The sequence below is a fragment of the uncultured Roseobacter sp. genome, from assembly GCF_947491795.1.
In the GTDB taxonomy this organism is placed as follows: domain Bacteria; phylum Pseudomonadota; class Alphaproteobacteria; order Rhodobacterales; family Rhodobacteraceae; genus Roseobacter.
The window spans coordinates 271,758-294,559 of the sequence record NZ_CANLKW010000003.1 but is presented as its reverse complement, the minus strand read 5'-3'; the positions used below and the strand labels follow the sequence as shown (position 1 = coordinate 294,559).

The following is a 22,802-nucleotide window of genomic DNA, read 5'->3' as shown; positions in this document are numbered from 1 at the left end:
TATACATATTGTATACAAAGGAGAAGCCATGCCACGGGTATCAAAAGAGGCCTGTCTCGACGAGCTTAAGCTGCGCATTCTGCGGATGGAGCTGGAGCCGGGCATGCTGCTGGATGAAGCCTCGCTCGCCGCGCATTTCGGTCTGTCGCGCACGCCCTTGCGGGAAATATTGCAGCGTCTTGCCGGGGATGGGTATCTGTCGATACGCGAGAACAGAGGCGCCAAAGTGGCCTCGATGGACGTGACAACAATGCGCACGTTTTTTCAGACAGCACCGATGGTCTATGCCAACATCAGCCGGCTGGCAGCAGAAAACAGGACAGGGGCGCAGTTGTCTGATTTGCAAAGAGCGCAGGCTGAGTTTGCAAACTGCACATCAGAAGGGGACGCGCCCGCTGCAGCACTTTGCAATCACAGGTTCCACGCGCTGATCGGCGAGATGGCGCAGAACCCCTATCTGGTCGCTGCCCTGAACCGATTGCTCATTGATCACACCCGGTTGAGCCAGACCTTCTACCGCCCTGCAGGCCCTCGTGAAGCGTCACTTGTCACGCGTGCTTCAGAGCAGCACGACGCATTGATCTGTGCAATCGATGCCCGGGATGGTGATCTCGCCATAGAACTGACACTGCAGCACTGGGATCTGTCCCGGGACAGTATCGAGCGTTTTGTGCGCCCCGATCCGCTGCCTGTAGACCTGGTGGCGCGAAAGGAAAAAGATGCAGTTTGAGGGAATATACACGCCGGTTGTCACGCCATATGATGACGCTTATGCAATTAAAAAGAGAGAGTTGCATGACGTTATTGATCTTTTGGTTGAAGCTGGGGTCCACGGCCTTATTGTAGCGGGAACGACCGGCGAATACTACGCTCAGTCGATGCCCGAGCGGATTGAACTGATCGACACCGTCAGGGAAATGATTGCTGGCCGGGTGCCAGTGATCGTTGGCACCGGCGCCATGCGGACAGAAGACAGCGTGGCGCTTGCCAAAGCTGCACGCGACAAGGGCGCGGACGCCATACTTGTGGCGACACCGCCCTATGCCAACCCGAATGACCGCGAGATCGCACTGCACTGCCTTGCCGTGGATCGCGCTGCAAATCTGCCTGTGATGCTCTACAATTACCCCGGCAGGATGAGCGTCAATATGGGCCCGGAATGCCTCGACCGGTTGGGGCGCAGCCCGAATTTCCGCGCAATTAAAGAGAGTTCGGGGGAACCGGACCGGCTGCATATGCTGGCCCGGGACTATCCACACATCGCTCTGAGCTGCGGAATGGACGACCAGGCTCTGGAGTTTTTTGCCTGGGGTGCGCGCAGCTGGGTATGCGCAGGATCCAATTTTGCGCCCGAAGCACATATCGCTCTGTACCGCGCCTGTGCGCTGGAGGGTGATTTCACCAAAGGACGTGCCATTATGTCGGCCATGATGCCGTTGATGCGGGTTCTGGAGCAGGGCGGCACCTTTATTCAATGTATCAAACACGGGTTGAGCACGCGGGGAATTGATGCAGGACCGCCGCGCAAACCTCTGCAACCGCTCAACAAAGACGAAAAGCGCGAACTTGAGGAAGTCATCCGGACGATGAACACGGCAATTGCTGCAATTGAAGGAGCATCGACATGACAGATCTGCTGACGAAAGCCGAATACGAGGCGATTGCCCGGGACCTGGACCTGCCTCTGTCGCCTTTCATTGATGGCAGGTTCCGCCGTGGCACAGGCCCGGATATGCCCACAATCAATCCGGCAACCGGACAGGAGTTTGGGAAGATTTCCACAGCTGGGGGCGAGGATATTGACCTGGCCGTCCGCAAAGCGCGCGAGGCCTTCGATCAGGGGCACTGGTCGCGGCTGCATCCTGCAAATCGCAAAGATGTCCTCATCCGACTTTGCAAACTCATCACGCGCCGACGACGCGAACTGGCAGTGATGGAAAGCATCGATTCCGGCAAACCCGTGCGCGACTGCGAACTGACAGATATTCCTGAAACGATCCATTGCCTGAAATGGCATGCCGAGGCGATCGATAAAATCTATGATCAGGCGGGGCCTGCGGGTGACGATGCAATTTCAATGATTGTACGTGAGCCTGTCGGTGTTGTTGCCACCGTGCTGCCGTGGAACTTTCCGCTGATGATGCTGGCCTGGAAAATCGGCCCTGCGCTGGCGGCGGGATGTTCGGTAATTGTCAAGCCAGCCGAACAGACCTCGCTGACCGCCCTGCGTATCGCGGAACTGGCACATATGGCGGGTGTTCCGCGCGGTGTGCTGCAGGTTCTGCCCGGAGATGGCCCCGCGGTGGGAGAGCCGCTGGGCCGGCACGGGGGCGTTGACATGGTCAGCTTTACCGGTTCGACCGAAACGGGCCGCCGTTTCCTGCACTATTCCGCCGACAGCAACCTGAAAAAAGTTGTGCTGGAATGTGGTGGCAAAAACCCGGCCGTGGTCCTGTCAGACGCAGAAAACCTCGATCATGTTGCCGGGCACGTCGTCAATGCAGCATTCTGGAATGCTGGTCAGAACTGTTCTGCGGCGTCCCGGCTGATCGTACACCGTGATGTGAAAGAGCCCCTGATGGAGCGGATAAACGCGCGGTTACGGGACTGGAAAACCGGCGATCCGCTCGATCCGGCAAACCATATCGGTGCGCTGATTGATGCCGATCACTGCAGGAAGGTGCGTGGCTATCTGGGCAGCAAAGACACCGGCCCCTATGTGACCCCGCAGGTGCTGGAGGTCGACCCGCAGGACAAGGCCGCCCGGGAGGAGATTTTTGGCCCCGTCCTCTGTGTCATGACCGTCGCGACGAACGAAGCCGCAATCGCTCTCGCCAATGATACCGACTACGGGCTGACGGCCAGTGTTTTCACCGCCAGCACCCGCCGGGCTATCCGCGCGGCCCGGGACATCCGGGCGGGAACCGTCACAGTCAACTGCTATGGCGAGGGCGATATGTCGACGCCGTTTGGCGGATACAAGCAATCCGGTTTCGGAGGGCGTGACAACGGGGTTCACGCCCATGATCAGTATACGGAGCTGAAAACCATCTGGATTGACCTCACCGATCCTGCAGACGGGGACAACGTGGGATGAGCCGCGTCGGGTTCATCGGTACCGGCCATATCGCAGCGCCGATGGCGCGTGCCCTGGCGCGGGACGGGCATGAAGTGATCGTCTCTGAGCGCAATTCAGACACCGCGCGCGGTCTTTCCGAGGCCGGGCTTGGCATCCGGGTCGGCCTGAACCAGCAGGTGGCTGATGAAAGCGACATCGTCTTTCTCTGTCTGAGGCCTGATGTCTGGCAATCCGTGGTGCAAGACCTGAGCTGGGACGCACGCCACCGGATTATTTCCGTTATGGCGGGCGTGACACTGTCAGACCTGCGCGAAACCAGCGCGCCTGCCGCCACTGTCTGCTCGACCATTCCCTATGGGTTTATCGAGTTCGGCGGCTGCCCGCTGCCTGTCGCTGGGGATCCCGGCGCGGTGCAGCAGCTTTTTGGCGGGACCAACGCCGTTATTCCGCTGTCCGATGAAGCGGACCTTTCCGCCTATTTTGCGGCTTCATCCCTGGTCTCGGGTGTTCTGGGGCTGCTGGGGTCGGCTGCCGGATGGCTGGGCGAGACTACAGGGGAGCGGGCCGCCGCAGAGGTTTATACATCGGGACTTGCGGGCGGGTTTCTCTGGCATGGTGATTTTGCGCAGCAAGGGCGGCTTGATGCCGAAAAGCGCGCGCTTGCCACGCCTGGTACGCTGAACCGCCAGATGGTGGAAGGGCTGGAAGGCGCGGGGGCATTTGATGGTTTGCCCGCATTGCTGAGCCGGATCAGAGCCAGCATGGAGACAGCACAGTGAGTGTCGATGCCGTTGGAACCGTCCGCCGTGGACGGGGGGCACGCAGAAAGGTGCGTGAAACGCGCAACGTGACCATGCTCCCCGCGCTCAGGCGGCGGTTGCCTCTGACTGAGCCGATGGATGCAGGCCAGATCGCGCGGATTGACGACGCCTCTATGGGCATTCTTGAGGATGTCGGCGTTGTTTTCCGCGATGATATCGCGCTGGCGGACTGGAAACGCGCCGGGGCCGACGTGCGGGGTGAGCGGGTGCACCTGGACCGTGGCCTGGTGCGCGAACTGATCGCGACAATTCCGGAAACCTTTACGTACCACGCCCGCGATCCGCAGAAAAACCTTCCCTTTGGTGCAGACCATGGGATTTTTGTGCCGATGACCGGCGCGCCCTATCTGCGGGATCTCGACGACAAACGCCGTAATCCGATGCTGGAAGATCTGGCGAACTTTCACAAGCTAAGCCATATGCTGCCCAGCATGCATTCGTCGGCGCATCACATTGTCGAGCCCTATGATCACCCGATCAGCCAGCGGCATCTGCGCATCACCTATTCGTCGATGAAACATTCCGACAAGACATTCATGGGCATGACCACCAGCCCCAGAAACGCCGAGGATGTGATGGAGATGTGTGCCATTCTGTTCGGCGCAGAATTTATGGAAACGCATCCCGTATGTACGGGAAACTGCAACGGCAACAGCCCCCTTGTCTGGGACGAGACCATGCTGGGGGCCTTGCGGGCTTTTGCGCGGCGCAACCAGCCGGTCCTGTGCTCTCCTTTTGTGCTGGGAGGAGCCAATACACCGGCCTCTGTCGCACCCGCGGTGGCACAGCTGAACGCAGAGGCGCTGAGTGCTCTCGCCTATACCCAGGTGATCCGCAAGGGAACGCCCGCAATCTACGGCCATTATCTGAGTACGGTCAGTATGAAATCGGGCGCGCCGATGGCGGGAACACCCGAAATCAGTCTGATGAACTTTATGATCGGGCAGATGGCGCGGTTTTACGGTGTGCCCTGGCGGACGTCAAACACGCTGGGCGGTGCTAAAACATTCGATGCACAGGCGGGCTATGAAAGTGCCATGACCCTCAATGCCGTGTTGATGGCCGGCGCGAACTATATGTGGCATTCGGCAGGTTGGAACGAAGCCGGGATGCACTGTTCCATGGCGAAATTCATGGTGGATGCCGAAATGTGCGCGATGGGGTATCGGATGGCCGAAGGCATCCGGTGGGATGATTTCGATGCAGGCCTGGCCGCGGTGCGTGACGTCGGCCCGGGCGGGCACTACCTGGGGCACCCGCACACACTGGAAAATTTCCAGCGAGCGTTCTTTATGCCGGAAATGTTCGACAATAACTCCATCGAGCAATGGCAGGCCGAAGGGGGCATAGAGATCAACGAACGCGCCCTGCAACGCTGCCGTGACATGCTGAACGAATACGAAGAGCCAAAGCTGGATAGCGGTGTCGATGAGGCGCTGCGCGACTACATTGCCCGGCGCGAACACGAGATACCGGCGGCGGATGCGCTGAACCAGGAATTCTGATCGTGGCGGGTCGTGTCGCCCGGCTGCCAAAAGATCCCGGCCCGGCGGGCTGGAATGCGCTGTTGCCCGCAGCCCCCGCGCCGGTGTCGCTGGAGGCCCGCATCACCGCAGACTGGCTGGTGATCGGCGCTGGTTTTGCAGGGCTTGCGGCCGCGTACCGCCTGGCGCAGTTGTGCCCGGGCGACCGCGTCGCCGTGCTGGAGGCAACACGGGTCGGGCAGGGGCCTGCCGGGCGGAATTCCGGTTTTATGATCGACCTGCCGCATGATCTGGCGTCAGACAATTATGGCGGTGCTCTGGCTGCCGACCTGGCTCAGACGGCAGATAACCGGCGGGGTGTCGGGTTTGCAGAGGAAATGGCGCGCACCTTTGGAATGACTGCTGAGGCCTTTTCGAAAACGGGAAAAATCAACGGTGCGGCGAGCCCGCGCGGAGATGCGCATAACCAGGATTTCGCACGTCATCTGAGCGCGATGAACGAACCCTTCGAGATGCTGGATGCGGACCGGATGCGCGAAATTACGGGCACCGGCTATTACACCAGCGGTTTGTTTACGCCTGGCGCTGCCGTGGTGCAGCCCGCGCTTTTTGTGCGGTCCCTCGCTGCCGGGCTGGCATCAAACAGGGTGTCGCTTTTTGAAAACAGCCCCGTGACATCGCTGAAGCGCGCGGGCGACTGGATTGCGGAAACGCCGTCCGGACAGGTAACGGCGCCAAAGGTCATACTGGCTGTGAACGGCCATTTGCAGAGTTTCGGGCATATGGCCGGACAACTGATGCATGTTTTCACCTACGCTTCAATGACCCGGCGACTGACCCGTGAGGAATGCGCGAGGCTGGGGGGTAACGAAAACTGGGGGCTAACACCGGCGGACCCGCTGGGCACCACGGTGCGGCGCATATCCGGCACCGGCGGGGACCGTATTGTCATACGGAACCGTTTCACTTTTGACCCATCAATGGAGGTGCCCGATGGCCGTGTTGCGTCGGCGGGGCGCGATCACGACCGGTCCTTTGCAGCCAGGTTCCCGATGCTGAAAGGCGTCGGGATGGAGTACCGCTGGGGCGGACGGCTCTGCCTCAGCCGCAACAACGTCCAGGTGGTGGGCGAGCTGGAGCCGGGGCTCTGGACGGCCTGTTGTCAGAACGGTCTGGGCACGGCCAAGGGTACTCTGGCGGGCATGATTGCCGCTGAAGCCGCAAACGGGGTGATCTCAGAGGCCTGGTCGCGCATGAAAAAAGCGGCAGCCCCAAAGAAGTTGCCGCCTGATATGATCGCCCGTGCGGGTGCCACTGCGCGGTTACGCTGGGGCGAATGGCGCGCGGGCGCTGAGCTCTGACGGATCAGATGGCGAGGTATTCTTCGCGCAGTTCTTTGTTCTCCAGCACCTCGGCGGCGCTGCCATCAAAGACGATACCGCCGGTGTCCATGATCACCGCGCGGTCTGCCAGTTGCAGGGCCCTTACGGCGTTCTGTTCAACCAGGATCGTGGTGATCCCCTGATCCTTGATGATCCGCAGTGTTTTTTCGATCTCGTCCACAATGACCGGCGCCAGACCCTCATAGGGCTCGTCAAGCAGCAGAACCTTGATGTCGCGGCAGAGCGCACGGGCAATGGCCAGCATCTGCTGCTCGCCGCCCGAAAGGGTCACACCCTCCTGGTTGCGGCGCTCCCGCAGACGCGGGAAGAGATCATAGACCCGGTCCAGAGACCATCCGATGGGCGGCGCAATCTGCGCAAGCTTGAGGTTTTCCTCAACCGTCAGACCGGCGATGATGCGGCGGTCCTCAGGCACGAGGCCCAGACCGGCCTGACTGGCCTGATAGCTGCTCATCTTGTGCAGCGGCTGGTGGTCCAGCCAGATCTCGCCATGTCTGACCTCCGGATCTGCAAGGCGCGCAATGGCCCGCAGGGTGGAGGTTTTTCCCGCACCATTCCGGCCAAGCAGGGCCAGGATTTCGCCTTCGTGCACGTTAAAGCTGATGCCCTGCACGATATAGCTTTCGCCGTAGTAGGCATGCATGTCCCAGACCGACAGAAAGGCCGGGGCCGTTGCTGCGTGGTTGGCGTTTTTGGAGAAGTCGGGTTTGACGTTCATCTGAAATACTCCTTACGCCGCTGTCTGGGTTTCGCCCAGATAGGCTTCGCGCACCTTGGGGTGACCTTTGATATTGTCGGGCGTGTCCTCGACCAGGGGCGTGCCCTGGGCCAGCACGGTGATGCGCTCTGCCAGGCTGAACACCACATGCATGTCGTGTTCAATGATCGCGATGGTGATGTCGCGCTCGTCGCTGATCTGTTTCAGCAAGTCGATGGTGTTGTTGGTATCCGCACGGGCCATACCAGCCGTGGGTTCGTCGAGCAGCAACAGGCGGGGCTCCTGGCTGAGACACATGCCGATCTCAAGGCGACGCTTGTCGCCACGGGACATGGAGCTTGCGGTCATGTGGCGCTTGTCGGCCATATTCATGTCCTCGAGCATATGTTCAGCGCGTTCCAGAATATCCTTCTGGCTGGAGACAGACGAAATCCCGTTGAGCTCAAACGCCCCATCGCGCTTGGCAAAGCAGGGGATCATCATGTTCTCCAGCACCGACAGGTCACCGAAAATCTCAGGTGTCTGAAACACGCGGCTGATGCCCATCTGGTTGATCTCATAAGGCTTGCGCCCCAGCACCGACTGGCCGTCAAAGCTGACGGAGCCGGTGTCGGGGATCAGCTTACCCACAAGGCAGTTCAGCAGGGTGGATTTACCCGCACCGTTCGGCCCGATGATCGCATGGACCGAGTTTTCGGCAACCGAGAGGTTCACATCGCCCAGAGCCTGCAGACCGCCAAAGCGTTTGCCGACGTTTTTGACTTCAAGAATACCCATAACGTCGTCTCCTTATTCTGCAGGTGTGGTTTTGCCGTCGGCTGCGTCGTCAGACGCTTTCTTGCCGCGGAAAAGACCAGCGATTTTCTGACCACCCTGCACCAGGCCACCTGGCAGGAAGATCACGACCATCATGAACATCAGACCCAGCGTCAGGTGCCAGCCCTTGCCGATGAAGGGGTAGACGATGGTGATAAAGAAATCTTCCATCCCGTCGGGCATAAAGGCAAACCACTGTTCCAGGATCGATTTGTTGATCTTGGAGATGATGTTTTCCATGTACTTGATGAAGCCCGCACCCAGAACCGGGCCGATGAGCGTTCCGGCACCGCCGAGGATGGTCATCAGAACGACCTCGCCAGAAGCGGTCCAGAACATCCGTTCCGCGCCCACCTGTGTGTCCATGGCCACCAGCAGACCGCCCGCAAGACCCGCATACATGCCAGAGATCACGAAGGCCGCCAGCGTGTAGGGTTTTGAGTTCAGGCCGGTATAGTTCAGGCGCTGCTGATTGGATTTCACCGCCCTAAGCATCATGCCAAAGGGCGACCGGAAGATGCGGATCGACAGATAGAAGGCCAGCAGCATCACAACCGCCGCGATGTAGTAACCTGCGTTGAACGTGAACACCCAGGACCCGAGGTTCAGCTCATAGCTCGACCCCATTTCCAGCCCGAAGAGGTTCGCGCGGGGGCTTTGGCCGGCCTCAAGTGCACCGTCGAGGATGCGCGGATCGTCCACCTTTGGCTGCAGGCCCGTTTCACCGCCCGTGATCGGCGTCAGCACCGAATAGGCCAGCGAATAGGACATCTGCGCAAAGGCCAGTGTCAGGATTGAGAAGTAGATGCCCGAGCGGCGCAGCGAGATCCAGCCCACCAGCAGCGAGAAGAGGCCCGCAACGATGACCGAGATCATGATCGCCGGGATGACGTTCATCGTCAGCAGTTTCATCATCCAGATGGCGGCATAGGAACCCACACCCAGAAAGGCCGCGTGACCAAAGCTGAGATAGCCCGTCAGGCCAAAGAGGATGTTAAAGCCGATGGCAAAGATACCAAAGATCACAAGGCGCTGCATCAGGTCGGGATACCCGCCGTTGAACTGAGCCATTGCTGAGCCTTCGGGGAAGGGGTTCAGGATGAAAGGTGCAAAGATTGCAAGGATTGCTACGATGATCAGCAGCTTTGTGTCGCGTTTTGTCAGTCCGAACATGTCTTATTCCTCCATCACGCCTTTGCGGCCCATGAGACCACGTGGACGGGTAAGCAAGATGATGATGGCCACCAGATAGATGATGATCTGGTTGATGCCGGGCAGGATCTCGAGAACCGCGCCCATAGACGCGAAGCTTTCCAGAATACCCAGCAGGAAGCCGGCCAGAACAGCGCCCGAGAGCGAGCCCATGCCGCCGACAACGACCACCACAAAGCTGAGAACCAGAAAGTCCATGCCCATATGGTAGTTCGGAGAGTTGATCGGTGCGTACATCACGCCCGCAAGGCCCGCGACAGCGGCGGCGATGCCGAACATGATGGTAAAGCGCTTGTCGATATTGATGCCCAGCAGGCCCACGGTTTCGCGATCCGCCATGCCCGCCCGGACCACCATCCCGAAGGTGGTGAACTGCAGGAAGGCAAAGACAGCACCGATGATAATGGCCGAGAAGGCAAAGTAGACGAGACGCCAGTAAGGATAGATGATCGTGTTCGGATCAAAGCCCAGCATTGCGCCGAAATCGAACGAGCCGGTAAAGGCCTCGGGTGCAGGGGTGGGGATCGGGTTTGCACCGTAGAAATACTTGATGATCTCCTGCAGAACGATCGCAAGGCCGAAAGTCACGAGGATCTGGTCCGCGTGCGGGCGCTTGTAGAAGTGTTTGATCAGGCCGCGCTCCATCGCAAAACCGATGCCAACCATGACGGGGATCGAGAAGAGGATCGACAGCGGGACGGCCCAGTCGATGATCGCATCACCGGTGGTCTGCCCGAAAATATCATAGATATAAGGCACTTCCACCTTGAGCGGGTTGCCCAGGAAGTCTTTTTTTGTATCGTCGATGATCGTATGGCTGAGCGTCAGGATACGGCTCAGCGTCACCGCACAGAATGCGCCGATCATAAAGAGCGCCCCATGGGCAAAGTTGACAACCCCGAGGGTGCCGAAAATCAGTGTCAGACCCAGAGCGATCAGCGCATAGGCTGATCCTTTGTCGAGGCCGTTCAGAACTTGCAGGATGATTGCGTCCATGGTCCCACCTTCAGGATGCGTGTTCAGGCACAGTCGCGCCTGGGGAGAAGCCGGGCGAAGGAACTCCGCCCGGCACTGTTGTCAGCTCTCAGAGGCTTATGCGCCCGGGTTGCATGTTCCCAGGTTGCCGCCTGCAAACTGCGGGTGGTCCGGCTCGTATGTGACCTGAGCGACCGGTGTGACTTCGACGATTTCGAGAAGGTCGAACTCGGATGTCGGGTTCTCTTTACCCTTCACAACCAGCACGTCTTTGAAGCACTGGTGGTCGTCGCCGCGATAGAGCGTCTTGCCGTTGCCCATACCGTCGAACTCGAAGTCTTCCAGAGCTTCCACAACCGCACAGGGGTTGAAGGAGCCGGCACGTTCGACCGCATCCGCATAAAGCAGCGCCTGCACGTAGCATGTATGTGCAGCCTGGCTTGGCGGGAAGCCGTACTTGGTGCCAAAGGATTTGACGAATGCCTGGCTGCCTTCGTCCTGCAGCGACCAGTGCCAGTTTGTCGAACCGAAGATGCCTTTAACGTTGGCACCCGCACCCTTCGCCATCAGGCGGGAGTAGAGCGGAACGATGATCTGGAAGTCTTTGCCGTTGACCTGCTTGTCACGCAGACCGAACTGAACCGCGTTTGTCAGCGAGTTCACCATGTTACCACCGTAGTGGTTCAGAACCAGCGTATCCGCGCCGGACTGCAGAACAGGGGCGATATAGGACGAGAAGTCAGTTTGCGTCAGCGGTGTTTTCACAGCGGCGACTGTTTCCCAGCCCATGGCTTCGGTCGAGGATTTCACCGCTTCTTCTGTGGTGTAGCCCCAGTTGTAGTCCGCCGTCAGGTGGTATGCTTTACGGTCTGTGCCGTAATTTGCCGCCAGAACGGGCGCGAGAGCGGCACCGGACATGTAGGAGTTGAAGAAGTGACGGAAACCGTTGGCCTTGCGGTCCTTGCCGGTTGTGTCGTTGGAGTGTGTCAGACCGGCCATGAAGATGACGCCGGCTTCCTGGCAGAGCGCCTGAACAGCAACAGCCACACCAGAGGACGAACCACCGGTGATCATCACCGCGCCGTCTTTTTCGATCATGGAGCGGGCAGATGCGCGCGCCGCGTCGGATTTCGTCTGCGTGTCACCGGTGACATATTCGACTTTCTTGCCGAGGATGCCGTTGCCTTTGAGCGCTTTGGACGAGAAAGTATTCATCATGCCGCCGTCGCCGCCACCGTTCAGGTGCTCGACCGCCAGCTCGTAGGCGCGCAGCTCGTCTGCGCCCTCGTCGGCATAGGGACCGGACTGCGGCACGTTAAAGCCGAGTGTCACGGTGTCGCCTGTAGGTGCGTTGGTAAAGCCGGCGTGGCCGTCCGCACGCAGATACGTCGGCAGCGTCAGACCGGCAGCACCGGCCACAGCGCCGGTCTTGATCAGACCACGACGTGTGAGTTTCGAATTGGACATGAATATCCTCCCAGTTGATAAAATCAGGCCGCCCTGGGACTCCTCCCTAAGCAACATGAGGCACACAGGTGCAGATAACTTATGGCGTGTGAAGTGAAAATTGCGCAACAAGTCCCTTGAAATGCACAATTATTTTGTAAATAAATCTACAATCACACCATGGTTTATGTAAATTAAGTGTTGTTGCAACGCAGAAACCTGTTGATATCGCGCTGAATTACGGGAGGTGTTCACATGCCACGCGAAGGCCTTACGGGCAGCCGGATCCGGGAGCGGCGGTCGGTTGCGGGAATGCGCCAGGCCGATCTGGCGCGGGCTCTGGGGATATCAGCCTCCTACCTGAACCTGATCGAGCACAACCGGCGCAGAATCGGCGGCAAACTGCTGCTGGACATTGCAAAGACCCTCGGCGTGGAGCCCACGATGCTGACCGAGGGGGCAGAGGCCGCACTTATCGCAACGCTGCGCGAGGCGGCGACGGGCGCTAACCTGCCGTCCTCCGAGATCGAGCGGGCCGACGAGCTTGCAGGCCGCTTTCCCGGCTGGGCAGAGGTTCTGGCGGCCAGTCATCGCCGGATTGCCACTCTGGAACGCACAGTGGAAACGCTCAACGACCGTCTGACGCACGACCCGCTGCTGGCGGCATCTGTGCATGAACTGCTCTCCACCGCCGCTGCAATTCGCTCCACGGCCTCGATCCTCGCGGACGAAAAAGATCTGGAAGATCAGTGGCGTGACAGGTTCCATGCGAACCTGAATGAAGACAGCCGCCGTCTGGCGGACAGTTCAAAATCCCTGGTCGAATATTTTGAGGCCGGGCAGGGCGCAGAGGACGCGGCCTCCAGCCCCCAAGACGAAGTCGATGCCTTTCTGAGCGAGAACAACTGGTTTTTTCAGGATTTTGAGGAAGGCGGAACAGCACCTGAGGACGTCCTGAAAGCAGCCACTGGTCTGCGCACACAGGCCGCACGCGAGCTTGCCCTCGCGGTGCTCACCAGGATGCGGGATGATGCGGCACTGGTCAGCATTGATGCGCTCGGCGCAGCTGTGGACACAACCGGACCGGACCCCGTGCGCCTTGCGGCGTTACTTGACGTGCCGGTCGCGGCTGTGATGCGGCGTATGGCCAGCCTGCAGGACCCGAAATGCGGTCTTGTGGTCTGTGACAGGGCGGGCAGCATTCTTTTTCGCAAACCGGTCGGGCAGTTCGTCATCCCGCGCTTTGCTCCGGCCTGCGTGCTCTGGCCTCTGTTCCAGGCGCTCGCTCAGCCGGGGCAGGTCATCCGTACTCCTGTGGTACAGCTTGGCAGGGGGCGTGCTGCATTCGAGTGTTTTGCCATCTCTGAAATTACCGGGCACCCGCAGTACAATGTGCCCCCGTTGCTGCAGGCCAGTATGCTGATCCTGCCCGCTGCCAGCCCCGAAGTCCCAGAGCAATCTGTGTCCGAGGTTGGGAGTACCTGTCGGGTCTGTCCGCGTGTTTCCTGCCCGGGCAGGCGCGAGCCTTCTATCCTGCGTGACGGGTTATGATGATGCCCTGTTGGGGTGTTCGGCAAGGACCTGCATGATCTGATGCAGCCGGTGGTTAGCTGCGCCAAACAACTAGGGCCGGATGGGTATGTTTTGCATGCTGTCCGGTTTTGACTTGCCCTGTGGAATCCGACAATACTCAAATACGGCGCATCGCAGTTCGGTCAGGGAGAGGCCCGCGGCGCGCTTCCCGTGAGGAGGGGATCATGTCACACCATTTGCTGCTGGTCGAGGATGAGACAAATATCATCGAGGCCATCCGCTTCCTGCTGAGCCGCGAAGGCTGGGAGGTGGATACACATTCAAACGGGACGGATGCGGCCGAGGTCATCCGTGACCTGAAACCCGATATTGTGATCCTTGATGTGATGCTGCCCGGCAAAAACGGGTTTGATATACTGGAAGAGCTGCGCGCACACGAGCAGACTGCGGATCTGCCGGTGCTGATGCTGACAGCGCGCGGTCAGAGCCGTGACCGGGAAATGGCCGAAAAGGCCGGGGTCAGCCGTTTTATGACCAAACCGTTTTCCAATACTGAGGTGCTGAACGCCGTGCGTGACATGCTGTGTCTGCACCGTCAGCAGAGCTGAGCAGATGGCAGACCGTGGCCAGTCCCCATTGTTTCTGCAGCGTGGAAGCTATCGCCAGCGGCGGGTTACGGATGCGGTGCGGCTTCTTGCGGTTCTGGGCGCGGTTCTGTGGATGATCCCGCTGCTCTGGCCGACGGATGCGGGCTCAACGGGCGGCGGCATGCCGATGTCTCATGCGCTTTACTATGTGTTTGGGGTCTGGCTGGCGCTTATCTGCGCCGGCGCTTTTCTGGTGCGGCGTATGGGCCGGATGCCCGGAGAAGATAAAAGCGAAGACGAGGACCCGCAGTGACGTCGCTCAACGTCCTGATCGCCGTCTGCATGGCCTATGTGGCACTGCTTTTCGGCGTTGCTTTTGCAGCCGAACGCGCGGGGGTCAGGGGGCGGGCGGACTGGCTGCTGCGCTCGCCGCTGGTGTATACGCTGTCCCTGTCGATCTACTGCACCGCCTGGACATTTTACGGTGCGGTCGGCAACGCGGCGCGGTCCGGGCTGGAATATGTGACCATCTATCTTGGCCCGAGCCTGGTCATTATCGGATGGTGGTGGATCCTCAGGCGGCTGGTGCGGATCGGGCGCAGTCACAAAGTGACGTCTGTCGCTGATCTGATCTCCTCGCGCTATGGCAAGTCCAACACACTGGCGATTGTGGTGACGATCATGGCGGTGATCGGTGTGACGCCCTACATCGCACTGCAGCTGCAATCGGTTGCGCTGTCTCTGTCGATCTTTTCCTCCGCGGAAACCGGGGGCGTGCCGGACCCTGAAACCTCGCGCGCGGGCGGGCTGTGGATCGCCATCGGGCTTGCGCTGTTTACGGTGCTTTTCGGGACCAGAAACCTGAATGCCAATGAGCGCCACCACGGTGTGGTCATCGCGGTGGCGGTAGAGGCGGTTGTTAAACTGATCGCACTTCTGGCGGTCGGGGTCTTTGTTGTCTGGGGCGTTGCCGGCGGGCTTTCGGCGACTATGGCGCGGATAGATGCCTCGGCGCTTGGCACCTGGCAGACGGACGGCAGTCGCTGGGCGACGCTGACGCTGCTGTCTGCAACGGCCTTTCTGTGCCTGCCACGGATGTTTCAGGTCATGGTGGTCGAAAATGATGATGAGCGCCATCTGCAGGTCGCAAGCTGGGCCTTTCCGCTTTATCTTATGCTGATGAGCCTGTTCGTTGTGCCTATCGCGGTGATCGGCCTCGAGGTGCTTCCCGCCGGGTCCAATCCTGACTTTTTCGTGCTGAGCCTGCCCCTGAGTGAGGGGCGCGAGGGGCTCGCGATGCTGAGTTTTCTGGGCGGGTTCTCTTCGGCCACCTCCATGGTGATCGTGGCCACACTCGCGCTCTCGACCATGGTGTCCAACCACGTGGTTATGCCCGTGTTCCTGTATCTGCGGCAGGGCGGGGCGACGCAGTCAGGCGATGTGCGCGATGTGGTCATCCTGTCCCGGCGACTGTCGATTCTGGGCATCATTGGCCTGGGCTACATCTATTTTCAGGCCTCGGGCGGCTCCGGGGCACTGGCGGCCATCGGGCTGATTTCCTTTGCCGGTGTGGCACAGTTTCTACCGGCGATGCTGGGCGGTCTTTTCTGGCGCGGCGCCACGCGGGTCGGGGCTCTTGCAGGGCTGGCGATCGGGTTTTCCGTCTGGATGTTTACGATGCTGCTTCCCAGCTTTGGTCCGGGCGTTGTCTTCTCTGCTGAAACATTCGCGTCGGGCCTGTGGGGGATCGGGTGGCTGAATCCGCAGGCGCTGTTTGGCATCGCGGGCCTTGATCCGACAGTGCATGCAGTATTCTGGAGCCTGTCGCTGAACGTCCTCGGGTTTGCTGTCTTTTCGCTGATCAGCTTTCCTTTGCCTCTGGAAAGACTGCAGGGTGCGCAGTTCGTAAATGTTTTTGATCATTCGGGGCAGGCAAGAGGATGGCATGCTTCCTTTGCTGAAAGCGAAGATCTGCTGATCATGGCGCAGCGTATTCTGGGAGCGGAGGAGGCACGTCATCTGTTTGAAACCCAGACGCGCGCGCAGGGGATGCCCGGGCATCTGCCTGAACCAACACCGGATTTTCTGCAACGTCTGGAGAGAGAGCTCGCGGGCTCCGTGGGTGCTGCGACGGCCCATGCGATGATCGGGCAGATTGTGGGCGGCACCGCCGTATCGGTACAGGATCTGATGGCTGTGGCCGACGAATCCGCGCAGATGCTGGAATATTCCAGTCAGCTGGAAGCAAAGTCCCGCGAGCTGAGCCGCACAGCCGGAGAGCTGCGCCGCGCCAACGAGAAGCTGACCCAGATCAGTCTGCAGAAAGATGCCTTTCTCAGCCAGATCAGCCACGAGCTGCGCACACCCATGACCTCTATCCGCGCGTTCTCCGAGATTTTGCGGGACACCGATGGGCTGCGCCCGCTGGAAAAGACCAAATATGCCAGTATTATCAATACCGAAGCTATACGTCTGACCCGTCTGCTGGATGATCTGCTGGATCTGTCTGTCCTGGAAAACGGACAGGTGACGCTGAACCGTCAGAGCGGCAATCTGGGTGACCTGCTGGACCAGGCCATCGCAACCGCACAGGCCAGCGAGGCGCGCGAAATTACCATACACCGCAGGCGTCTGGACGAGACGATTACCCTGAACACGGATCTCGACAGGCTGGCACAGGTGTTCATTAATCTGATCACAAACGCCCAGAAATACTGCGCGTCAGAGACGCCGGAATTGCGGATTGAGGCCGCCCGTCACGGCGAAACTGTGGTTATTGATTTTCGCGACAATGGCAACGGCATTCCTGATGAGGCCCGCGAGATGATGTTCGAGAAGTTCAGCCGGATCGGGGCGCAGGACAGCAACGGGGCGGGCCTGGGCCTGGCAATCTGTCGCGAAATTATGGTGCGTCTTGGGGGCGATGTGTCCTATCTTGACGATTCCGGCGGCACGGCCTTTCGGGTGATGATGCCGCAGACACTGGCGCTTGCCGCACAGTAAAACACCACTTTAACACGCGGTTTCTGTTGTTTTTTAAAGGCAATGGTAACCATTCACCTTTACTCCCACAGACAGAGGTGCCGGTCCGTGTTCAGCCGTCCGGTACGTTGGATAAGGGCCACAGATGTCAGTTTTGCAGCGCAAGGCGCAGGCAGGAAAACAGGAACATCAGGCGCGGGCTATGACCGTGCCAAAGGCTATGCGCGTCTGTATGGCAAAGGTCGCAGACAATATTTTTGATCTGGCGCTGGCCGTGATTGCCATTTCCCAGGACCGTTTCGAAGGCGACAGCCTGCAGGAGCTTGTGGAAGAAGAAAGCATGCTCATCCTGCTCGACGGTCCGGACGGATCAACAGCGGGAATCTCGCTGGGAATGGGTCTGGTGCATGCGCTGGTGCAGCAACAGACCACGGGCCGGGTCTCTGCACTGCCGGACGATTTCAGTCGGCGTCCGACCGCGACGGATGCGGCCCTGTGTGCACCCCTGATAAATACACTGTTTCAGCGGTGTCATGATATCGTCGAGATGCCCGAAGACCGCCAGCTGATCCGGGCCTTCCGCTTTGGCGCGCGCGCCGAAAACGCGCGTCTCTTTGATCTCGCTCTTGAGGGGGGCGAATATGCCGTGCTGCGCCTGACGGTGGATATTGCCGCAGGTACAGGTCAGGCCCCGATTGTCCTTCTGATCCCTGCTCCCGAGAAAAACAAAGAATCGGCAGCGCCGCAGCAGGAGGGGGAAAGTACTGTTCCCGCGCCTCCCGTAACACTTGAGAACTCGGTCATGGAACTGGAAGCGGACCTGTCCGCCGTTCTCGCAAGGCAACGCCTGCCTCTTTCCCGGGTCAGCGCACTTGCCGTCGGCGATACGCTGTCGATACCGGTGGATGCGTTCGACCGGGTGTCTCTGGTGACAGCCCAGGGCAAAGTCATTGCAAAGGGCGCCATGGGCCAGATTGACGGTTTCAGGGCTCTTCAGCTGCAACAGCAGATGCCGGGTAACAAAGAGGCAAAACAGGGCGAGAATGCGCCGGTCGATATGGCGGCAATGGGAATGCCGGCGCCGCGCGATATGGTGGACAGCGGTATGCCCGACATTTCGCCGATGTCGGATGATCTGCCGGATTTACCCGATTTGCCAGACATCGAGCTTTCGCCGGACACAGATTTCTCAGAAGCTTCACCAGACGGGCTGCCCGATCTTCCGGATCTTCCCGACCTGCCGGATCTCCCGGATCTGGCGGACAGCTCCGGCGCGGAAAGCGATGCCGGGCAACTGCCGGACCTGCCAGATCTGGGAGATCTGCCGGAGCTGGATGATCTGCCCGAACTTGAGGATCTGCCAAGCCTCAACACGGCGTAGACGCAATCCGTTCAGCGCTGTGATGCGGCCTCCAGCGTGGGGCGCAGCCCAGACAGATCGTATCCCCCTGAACGCGCCGCCTCGACAATTTCACCGGCGTCCATATCGCCGGCTGATCCCAGCGCCCATGCGATCGTCGACCGGGTCCCAGACGCGCAATAGGCCACAACGGGTCCGTCGCAATCACAGATCAACGCATAGTTTCGCGAAATAATGTCCGGTGTCATGGTGTAGTGTGTCAGCGGCTGTTCCTCAAAACGGATGCCAGCGCTTTCCGCTGCCGCCCGCATGTCGCTGGCCTGGTATCCGGGCGGGACCTCCTCGTCCGGACGGTTGCACAAAATCAGCCGGATCCCTGCTTCAAGCAGGGCAGGCACATCCTCGGGGGTCAGCTGAGGGGCTGCATAAAACGTCGGTGTAATCTGTCGGATATCCATAGCCGCAAGGATTAGGCGAGGTGCGCGCGGCTGTCCAGACGCCTGCGCAGCGGAATTGCGCCCAGCATGCCAGCAATCATCGCCACGAGAAAAACGGCACCACCCAAACCCCCATAGCTCAATGAGGCCATCGCAGGCCCCGGACACAGCCCCACCAGCCCCCATCCCGCGCCGAAAAGAAGGGCTCCGGTAACAAGTGACCGGTTCACACCGGCCTGGGATGCGGCAGGAAAGCTGCCACCTGTCAAAGGCGTTCCGGATTGCGTGCGCCGCCAGGCAATTGCCATTGGCAGGATCGCGCCCCCCATCACAAACATCAGCGTCGGATCCCATGCGCCTGCAAAATCCAGAAAGCCCTGAACTTTATGCGTGTCAGTCATACCGGATACATAAAGACCGGCCCCGAACAAACCACCGGCAAGCAATGCAATCAACAGCCGCATCAGATCAGCCCCGTCAAGTGACGCAGCGCTGCGACCGTCAGGGCACCGGCGCTGATATAAATGACGGTGGCGACCATACCGCGCAGGCTCAGCCGGGAAATGCCGCAGACACCATGACCGGAGGTACAGCCATTTCCGATACGTGTTCCAAGCCCAACCAGCAGCCCGGCGATCATCACAAGTGCCAGGTTGCCGGTCAGACCCGTTTCAGCGGGTGTGGGGTCCAGCAGGTGAATAACTGCCGGAACGCCAATGAGCCCGGCGAGGAATGCCAGCCGCTCAGGGCGCAAGTTGCCCTCTGCTGAGTCAAAGAGGCCGCCCAGGATCCCGGAGGCCCCCATAATCCTCCCGTTGCCCAGCAGAAACACAGCCGCAGCGCAGCCGATCATCAATCCGCCAAAGGCGCCCATAATCCAGTCTGAATACATTGCTCTGCTATATTTTGTTGATTGGCAGTTTCAGCATGACATCGCCGTGTTCGTCAGGTTCAGGCATCTGTCCTGCCCGCATGTTCACCTGAAGCGAGGGCAGGATCAGTTTCGGCATGCCCAGCGTGGCATCGCGTGCCTCGCGCATTTCCACAAAACTGTTCTCATCGCGCCCGTCGCCGATATGCACGTTAGCGGCTTTCTGAGCGCCAACGGTTGTCTCCCAGGCAAATTCCTCGCGTCCGGGTGCTTTATAATCGTGGCCGACGAAAATGCGGGTCTCGTCCGGCAGGGACAGGATTTTCTGAATAGAACGGTAGAGATCATGCGCTGACCCGCCCGGAAAGTCGCAGCGTGCGGTCCCGAAATCTGGCATGAACAGCGTGTCACCGACAAAGGCTGCGTCACCAATCACATAGGTCATGCAGGCCGGGGTATGTCCCGGCGTGTGCAGGACATCAACACGCATCTGTCCGATGTGAAAAGACGCCCCCTCTTCAAACAGCGCATCAAACTGACTGCCGTCCCGCTGAAATTCCGTCCCTTCGTTGAACACCTTGCCGAACGTGTCCTGGACAGTGGTGATCTGCGCACCAATCCCGATGCGGCCACCAAGACTTTCCTGGAGATAGGGGGCCGCAGACAGATGGTCGGCATGCACATGCGTTTCCAGGATCCACTGAACCTGCAGACCGGCCTTTTGAACAAATTCGATGACCCGGTCGGCAGAGGTCGTATCGGTCCGCCCGGACGCATGATCGAAATCCAGAACAGAATCGACAATGGCGCAGGCAGTACCTTTCGGATCCTGGACGACATAACTGACTGTATTGGTGGCCGTATCAAAAAAAGCTGTAACATCGGGTGACATAAGCGCGCTCCTATGAACCGCCACCAGCATACGTCCGATGTGTGTGGCGGTGCAAGTGCGCGATCAGCCCAGAAAGATGCCGATTATTACCAGGACAAGGCCGATCACAGACAAAAACAATGCGCCCAGGTTGAATGGCAGCGCTCTCGCGAGCACCGCACGCATGTCCTCATCCGACAGCCTGGCGCGGCGGGCGCGGGCCACGTAGACAATGCACCAAACCAGACCTGCAAGGCCCAGGAGCGACACGCCCGCACCCGACCAGATGATGATGTCGAAAATGGTTGTTGGACTGCTGTTTTCCATGTTCGCGGTGGCTACTCAATCGCAGGGCCGTTGGCAAGAGCAGGGCATGCGCGCCTGAATGCCGCAGGGTCGGAAGGGGTGCGTCAAACCTGCTTGCAGCAGCGCAGGCAGGGCGGTAGGCAGACAGCTGATCCACATCGCACCAGGAGCGCATCATGAGTGACACCGCCACAGACCCTACCGCCACAGAATCCCAGGCCGATGCCACATATCGCGCGTCCTCGGGTGAGCTGCGCCAGTTTGTCGAGCGGATCGAACGCCTGGATGCAGAAAAAAAAGACATTGCCGAACAGCAGAAGGAAGTGATGGCCGAAGCCAAGGCGCGCGGGTATGACACCAAAGTTCTGCGCAAGGTGATTGCTCTGCGCAAACGTGATGCCGATGACATCGCCGAAGAAGAAGCGGTTCTGGAGATGTACAAAGAAGCGCTGGGCATGACGTGAGCCAAAAAGGCGCGGGGCTGCCGGCAGCGGTCATCTTTGATCTCGATGGCACGCTTGTGCACAGCGCGCCCGATCTGCACTTTGCTGTGAATGAAACGCTGTCGACGCTGGACCGCGACAGGATCAGCCTGGATCAGGTAATATCCTTTATCGGCAATGGTGTGCCTGTTCTTGTTGATCTGGCTTTAACGGCGACCGGCGGCTCGGACGAGATGCTGCATCGCAAAGCCCTGCAAGTGTTCCTGAAAGTCTATGAAGCCAATATGACCCGGCTCACGGTGCCTTATCCCGGCGTAACTGCCTGTCTGGAGGTGCTGCGGGACGCGGGCTGTCTGATGGGCGTCTGCACCAACAAACCTGAAAGGCCGGCACATATGATCTGCGACGATCTTGGCCTGAGCCAGTACTTTGAGACTATAACAGGGGCCCGCGAGGGTCTGGCCCGTAAACCGGATGCAGACCCTTTGTTGTCCTGTCTGAACGCACTTGGCGTTGCTCCGGATCAGGCGCTGTACGTGGGCGACAGTGCCGTGGATTTTCACACAGCACAAAATGCCGGGGTGAAGTTTCGTCTGTTCTCTGGCGGGTATCTGAACGCGCCACTGACGGATCTGCCAGCGGCTGCGCGTTTTGACGACTGGCAGACCGCTGACCTGACCTGAACGGCCGGTCCTCTACGATCCGGATCCCGGGTGGCGGAATAGCCTGCCGGGTGGGTGATCGAGCGCTGTTCCCCCCGCCAGACCCGCCGTGTGCCAGGCCAGCGCCTGATTGCTGCTGATCACCGGCTTGCCAAGGCGCTCTTCCAGATCGTCGATGATATCCAGCGTGCGCAGGTTCGTGCAGGACAGGAAAACCGCGTCACAGTCACTGCTTTCTCCTGCACTGAGCGCGGCGGTGTGGATGGATGCGGGATCAATTCGCGCCACGCGCGCTTCGATCTCCTCGCCAAAAGACAGAGCGCCCGTCACCTTGAAGCCCGCCTCTGAGAAAGCGTCGCTTATGGGGGCCGCGACCGCAGCGATATAAGGAGAAACGATGGCCAGCTTTTCCGCGCCGACAGCTTTGCAGGCCGCCCTGGACGCTGTCAGCGGGTCGGTAACCGCACGTACGCTCGCATTCTCGCGTACAATACGGGCGACGTTGTCCGGGCCGATCAGTGTCGCGCCGGAGGTGCAGCAGTAACTGACACAGTCGAATTCTGCAGCAGCGGGCAGCAGTCTGGTTGCCTCCGGCAGAGCCTTTTGCATGGCGCGCAGGGTGTCGGGTGTAACGTCTGCGCCGCTGGGAATGCGTGTCACATAAAGTGCCGTGTCATCTGCACGGAAAAGGCGGCGAAAGTCCTGCTCAACGGTTTCATCTGTCTGCAGCACCACAAGCCCCAGCGTCGCACCGGTGCCAATCGGGCCTGTCAGTTGATAGGGGAAATTCTCCATA

General features: G+C 59.7%; 24 protein-coding genes. 13 read left to right on the top strand and 11 right to left on the bottom strand.

From position 1 onward, the window contains the following. Nucleotides 1-28 precede the first annotated feature (28 nt). From Q1A34_RS13295 to Q1A34_RS13270, 6 genes are read left to right on the top strand one after another with little or no spacing between them, the layout of a single operon-like run. Entirely contained in the window at nt 29-730 is a 702-nt protein-coding gene (locus Q1A34_RS13295; RefSeq protein ID WP_300034816.1) for a GntR family transcriptional regulator, read from the top strand. Beyond that, nucleotides 720-1,628 (top strand): dihydrodipicolinate synthase family protein, encoded by a 909-nt coding sequence (locus tag Q1A34_RS13290; RefSeq protein ID WP_300034813.1) that lies wholly within the window; start codon nt 720-722, stop codon nt 1,626-1,628. Before Q1A34_RS13295 ends, Q1A34_RS13290 begins: the two co-directional genes overlap by 11 nt. Continuing rightward, on the top strand, nt 1,625-3,097 hold the full coding sequence (locus Q1A34_RS13285) for an aldehyde dehydrogenase (RefSeq protein ID WP_300034810.1): 1,473 nt from the start codon (nt 1,625-1,627) through the stop codon (nt 3,095-3,097). Before Q1A34_RS13290 ends, Q1A34_RS13285 begins: the two co-directional genes overlap by 4 nt. Then, nucleotides 3,094-3,858, top strand: coding sequence for an NAD(P)-binding domain-containing protein (locus Q1A34_RS13280; protein ID WP_300034807.1), 765 nt, complete (start codon nt 3,094-3,096; stop codon nt 3,856-3,858). The genes Q1A34_RS13285 and Q1A34_RS13280 overlap by 4 nt, the downstream gene beginning before the upstream one ends. Continuing rightward, on the top strand, nt 3,855-5,405 hold the full coding sequence (locus Q1A34_RS13275) for a trimethylamine methyltransferase family protein (RefSeq protein ID WP_300034804.1): 1,551 nt from the start codon (nt 3,855-3,857) through the stop codon (nt 5,403-5,405). The genes Q1A34_RS13280 and Q1A34_RS13275 overlap by 4 nt, the downstream gene beginning before the upstream one ends. 2 nt (nt 5,406-5,407) lie before the next feature. After that, a complete protein-coding gene (locus Q1A34_RS13270) occupies nt 5,408-6,745 on the top strand; it encodes an FAD-binding oxidoreductase (protein WP_300034801.1) in 1,338 nt (445 codons plus the stop codon). A gap of 4 nt (nt 6,746-6,749) precedes the next feature. On the opposite strand, the gene Q1A34_RS13265 is transcribed toward Q1A34_RS13270, so the two are convergent. The 5 genes from Q1A34_RS13265 to Q1A34_RS13245 form a co-directional block, all read right to left on the bottom strand. Then, nucleotides 6,750-7,505, bottom strand: coding sequence for an ABC transporter ATP-binding protein (locus Q1A34_RS13265; protein WP_300034798.1), 756 nt, complete (start codon nt 7,503-7,505; stop codon nt 6,750-6,752). A gap of 12 nt (nt 7,506-7,517) precedes the next feature. Continuing rightward, entirely contained in the window at nt 7,518-8,282 is a 765-nt protein-coding gene (locus tag Q1A34_RS13260) for an ABC transporter ATP-binding protein (RefSeq protein ID WP_300034795.1), read from the bottom strand. Between the two features lie 12 nt (nt 8,283-8,294). Next, nucleotides 8,295-9,494, bottom strand: coding sequence for a branched-chain amino acid ABC transporter permease (locus Q1A34_RS13255; protein ID WP_300034792.1), 1,200 nt, complete (start codon nt 9,492-9,494; stop codon nt 8,295-8,297). 3 nt (nt 9,495-9,497) lie between these two features. After that, nucleotides 9,498-10,529: a branched-chain amino acid ABC transporter permease gene (locus tag Q1A34_RS13250; protein WP_300034789.1), complete on the bottom strand. Its 1,032-nt coding sequence runs from the start codon at nt 10,527-10,529 to the stop codon at nt 9,498-9,500. Between the two features lie 96 nt (nt 10,530-10,625). Further along, complete coding sequence (locus Q1A34_RS13245; RefSeq protein WP_298836844.1) at nt 10,626-11,975, bottom strand: substrate-binding protein; 1,350 nt, start codon at nt 11,973-11,975, stop codon at nt 10,626-10,628. A gap of 234 nt (nt 11,976-12,209) precedes the next feature. Between Q1A34_RS13245 and Q1A34_RS13240 the strand changes: the two genes are divergently transcribed. From Q1A34_RS13240 to Q1A34_RS13220, 5 genes are all read left to right on the top strand, one after another. Next, nucleotides 12,210-13,505: a short-chain fatty acyl-CoA regulator family protein gene (locus Q1A34_RS13240; RefSeq protein WP_300034786.1), complete on the top strand. Its 1,296-nt coding sequence runs from the start codon at nt 12,210-12,212 to the stop codon at nt 13,503-13,505. A gap of 206 nt (nt 13,506-13,711) precedes the next feature. Further along, nucleotides 13,712-14,095 carry a response regulator gene (locus tag Q1A34_RS13235; protein WP_300034784.1) on the top strand — a complete coding sequence of 128 codons (384 nt, stop codon included), beginning with the start codon at nt 13,712-13,714 and terminating at the stop codon, nt 14,093-14,095. 4 nt (nt 14,096-14,099) lie between these two features. Further along, a complete protein-coding gene (locus Q1A34_RS13230) occupies nt 14,100-14,387 on the top strand; it encodes a hypothetical protein (protein ID WP_300034781.1) in 288 nt (95 codons plus the stop codon). Further along, the gene (locus Q1A34_RS13225; protein ID WP_300034778.1) at nt 14,384-17,077 is read left to right on the top strand and encodes an ATP-binding protein; all 2,694 of its coding nucleotides are present in this window, start codon (nt 14,384-14,386) and stop codon (nt 17,075-17,077) included. Before Q1A34_RS13230 ends, Q1A34_RS13225 begins: the two co-directional genes overlap by 4 nt. A gap of 124 nt (nt 17,078-17,201) precedes the next feature. Beyond that, entirely contained in the window at nt 17,202-18,437 is a 1,236-nt protein-coding gene (locus tag Q1A34_RS13220; RefSeq protein WP_300034775.1) for a FliM/FliN family flagellar motor C-terminal domain-containing protein, read from the top strand. Between the two features lie 11 nt (nt 18,438-18,448). Here Q1A34_RS13220 and Q1A34_RS13215 read toward each other — a convergent pair whose 3' ends face one another. From Q1A34_RS13215 to Q1A34_RS13195, 5 genes are all read right to left on the bottom strand, one after another. Next, the gene (locus Q1A34_RS13215) at nt 18,449-18,874 is read right to left on the bottom strand and encodes a TIGR01244 family sulfur transferase (protein ID WP_300034772.1); all 426 of its coding nucleotides are present in this window, start codon (nt 18,872-18,874) and stop codon (nt 18,449-18,451) included. A gap of 11 nt (nt 18,875-18,885) precedes the next feature. Then, on the bottom strand, nt 18,886-19,317 hold the full coding sequence (locus Q1A34_RS13210) for a DUF6691 family protein (RefSeq protein ID WP_300034769.1): 432 nt from the start codon (nt 19,315-19,317) through the stop codon (nt 18,886-18,888). Next, a complete protein-coding gene (locus Q1A34_RS13205; protein ID WP_300034766.1) occupies nt 19,317-19,745 on the bottom strand; it encodes a YeeE/YedE thiosulfate transporter family protein in 429 nt (142 codons plus the stop codon). Before Q1A34_RS13205 ends, Q1A34_RS13210 begins: the two co-directional genes overlap by 1 nt. A gap of 7 nt (nt 19,746-19,752) precedes the next feature. Then, nucleotides 19,753-20,616 (bottom strand): MBL fold metallo-hydrolase, encoded by an 864-nt coding sequence (locus Q1A34_RS13200; RefSeq protein ID WP_300034763.1) that lies wholly within the window; start codon nt 20,614-20,616, stop codon nt 19,753-19,755. Nucleotides 20,617-20,679: 63 nt separating this feature from the next. Further along, on the bottom strand, nt 20,680-20,922 hold the full coding sequence (locus tag Q1A34_RS13195) for a hypothetical protein (protein WP_300034760.1): 243 nt from the start codon (nt 20,920-20,922) through the stop codon (nt 20,680-20,682). 155 nt (nt 20,923-21,077) lie between these two features. Between Q1A34_RS13195 and Q1A34_RS13190 the strand changes: the two genes are divergently transcribed. Further along, nucleotides 21,078-21,365, top strand: a complete 288-nt coding sequence (locus tag Q1A34_RS13190) for a DUF2312 domain-containing protein (protein ID WP_300034757.1) — start codon at nt 21,078-21,080, stop codon at nt 21,363-21,365. Then, the gene (gene gph, locus Q1A34_RS13185; RefSeq protein WP_300034754.1) at nt 21,362-22,027 is read left to right on the top strand and encodes a phosphoglycolate phosphatase; all 666 of its coding nucleotides are present in this window, start codon (nt 21,362-21,364) and stop codon (nt 22,025-22,027) included. The genes Q1A34_RS13190 and gph overlap by 4 nt, the downstream gene beginning before the upstream one ends. A gap of 12 nt (nt 22,028-22,039) precedes the next feature. On the opposite strand, the gene Q1A34_RS13180 is transcribed toward gph, so the two are convergent. Then, nucleotides 22,040-22,801 (bottom strand): aspartate/glutamate racemase family protein, encoded by a 762-nt coding sequence (locus Q1A34_RS13180; RefSeq protein ID WP_300034751.1) that lies wholly within the window; start codon nt 22,799-22,801, stop codon nt 22,040-22,042. Nucleotide 22,802 lies beyond the last annotated feature (1 nt).

Excerpts from the sequence above, each read along its gene's own strand:
- Q1A34_RS13255 (WP_300034792.1), bottom strand. The coding sequence starts at position 9,494 with ATGTTCGGACTGACAAAACGCGACACAAAGCTGCTGATCATCGTAGCA.
- Q1A34_RS13260 (WP_300034795.1), bottom strand. The coding sequence starts at position 8,282 with ATGGGTATTCTTGAAGTCAAAAACGTCGGCAAACGCTTTGGCGGTCTG.
- Q1A34_RS13230 (WP_300034781.1), top strand. The coding sequence starts at position 14,100 with ATGGCAGACCGTGGCCAGTCCCCATTGTTTCTGCAGCGTGGAAGCTAT.
- Q1A34_RS13205 (WP_300034766.1), bottom strand. The coding sequence starts at position 19,745 with ATGTATTCAGACTGGATTATGGGCGCCTTTGGCGGATTGATGATCGGC.
- Q1A34_RS13280 (WP_300034807.1), top strand. The coding sequence starts at position 3,094 with ATGAGCCGCGTCGGGTTCATCGGTACCGGCCATATCGCAGCGCCGATG.
- Q1A34_RS13265 (WP_300034798.1), bottom strand. The coding sequence starts at position 7,505 with ATGAACGTCAAACCCGACTTCTCCAAAAACGCCAACCACGCAGCAACG.
- Q1A34_RS13250 (WP_300034789.1), bottom strand. The coding sequence starts at position 10,529 with ATGGACGCAATCATCCTGCAAGTTCTGAACGGCCTCGACAAAGGATCA.
- Q1A34_RS13240 (WP_300034786.1), top strand. The coding sequence starts at position 12,210 with ATGCCACGCGAAGGCCTTACGGGCAGCCGGATCCGGGAGCGGCGGTCG.
- Q1A34_RS13285 (WP_300034810.1), top strand. The coding sequence starts at position 1,625 with ATGACAGATCTGCTGACGAAAGCCGAATACGAGGCGATTGCCCGGGAC.
- Q1A34_RS13190 (WP_300034757.1), top strand. The coding sequence starts at position 21,078 with ATGAGTGACACCGCCACAGACCCTACCGCCACAGAATCCCAGGCCGAT.
- Q1A34_RS13235 (WP_300034784.1), top strand. The coding sequence starts at position 13,712 with ATGTCACACCATTTGCTGCTGGTCGAGGATGAGACAAATATCATCGAG.
- Q1A34_RS13215 (WP_300034772.1), bottom strand. The coding sequence starts at position 18,874 with ATGGATATCCGACAGATTACACCGACGTTTTATGCAGCCCCTCAGCTG.
- Q1A34_RS13290 (WP_300034813.1), top strand. The coding sequence starts at position 720 with ATGCAGTTTGAGGGAATATACACGCCGGTTGTCACGCCATATGATGAC.
- Q1A34_RS13195 (WP_300034760.1), bottom strand. The coding sequence starts at position 20,922 with ATGGAAAACAGCAGTCCAACAACCATTTTCGACATCATCATCTGGTCG.
- Q1A34_RS13245 (WP_298836844.1), bottom strand. The coding sequence starts at position 11,975 with ATGTCCAATTCGAAACTCACACGTCGTGGTCTGATCAAGACCGGCGCT.
- Q1A34_RS13220 (WP_300034775.1), top strand. The coding sequence starts at position 17,202 with ATGTCAGTTTTGCAGCGCAAGGCGCAGGCAGGAAAACAGGAACATCAG.
- Q1A34_RS13200 (WP_300034763.1), bottom strand. The coding sequence starts at position 20,616 with ATGTCACCCGATGTTACAGCTTTTTTTGATACGGCCACCAATACAGTC.
- Q1A34_RS13180 (WP_300034751.1), bottom strand. The coding sequence starts at position 22,801 with ATGGAGAATTTCCCCTATCAACTGACAGGCCCGATTGGCACCGGTGCG.
- Q1A34_RS13210 (WP_300034769.1), bottom strand. The coding sequence starts at position 19,317 with ATGCGGCTGTTGATTGCATTGCTTGCCGGTGGTTTGTTCGGGGCCGGT.
- Q1A34_RS13295 (WP_300034816.1), top strand. The coding sequence starts at position 29 with ATGCCACGGGTATCAAAAGAGGCCTGTCTCGACGAGCTTAAGCTGCGC.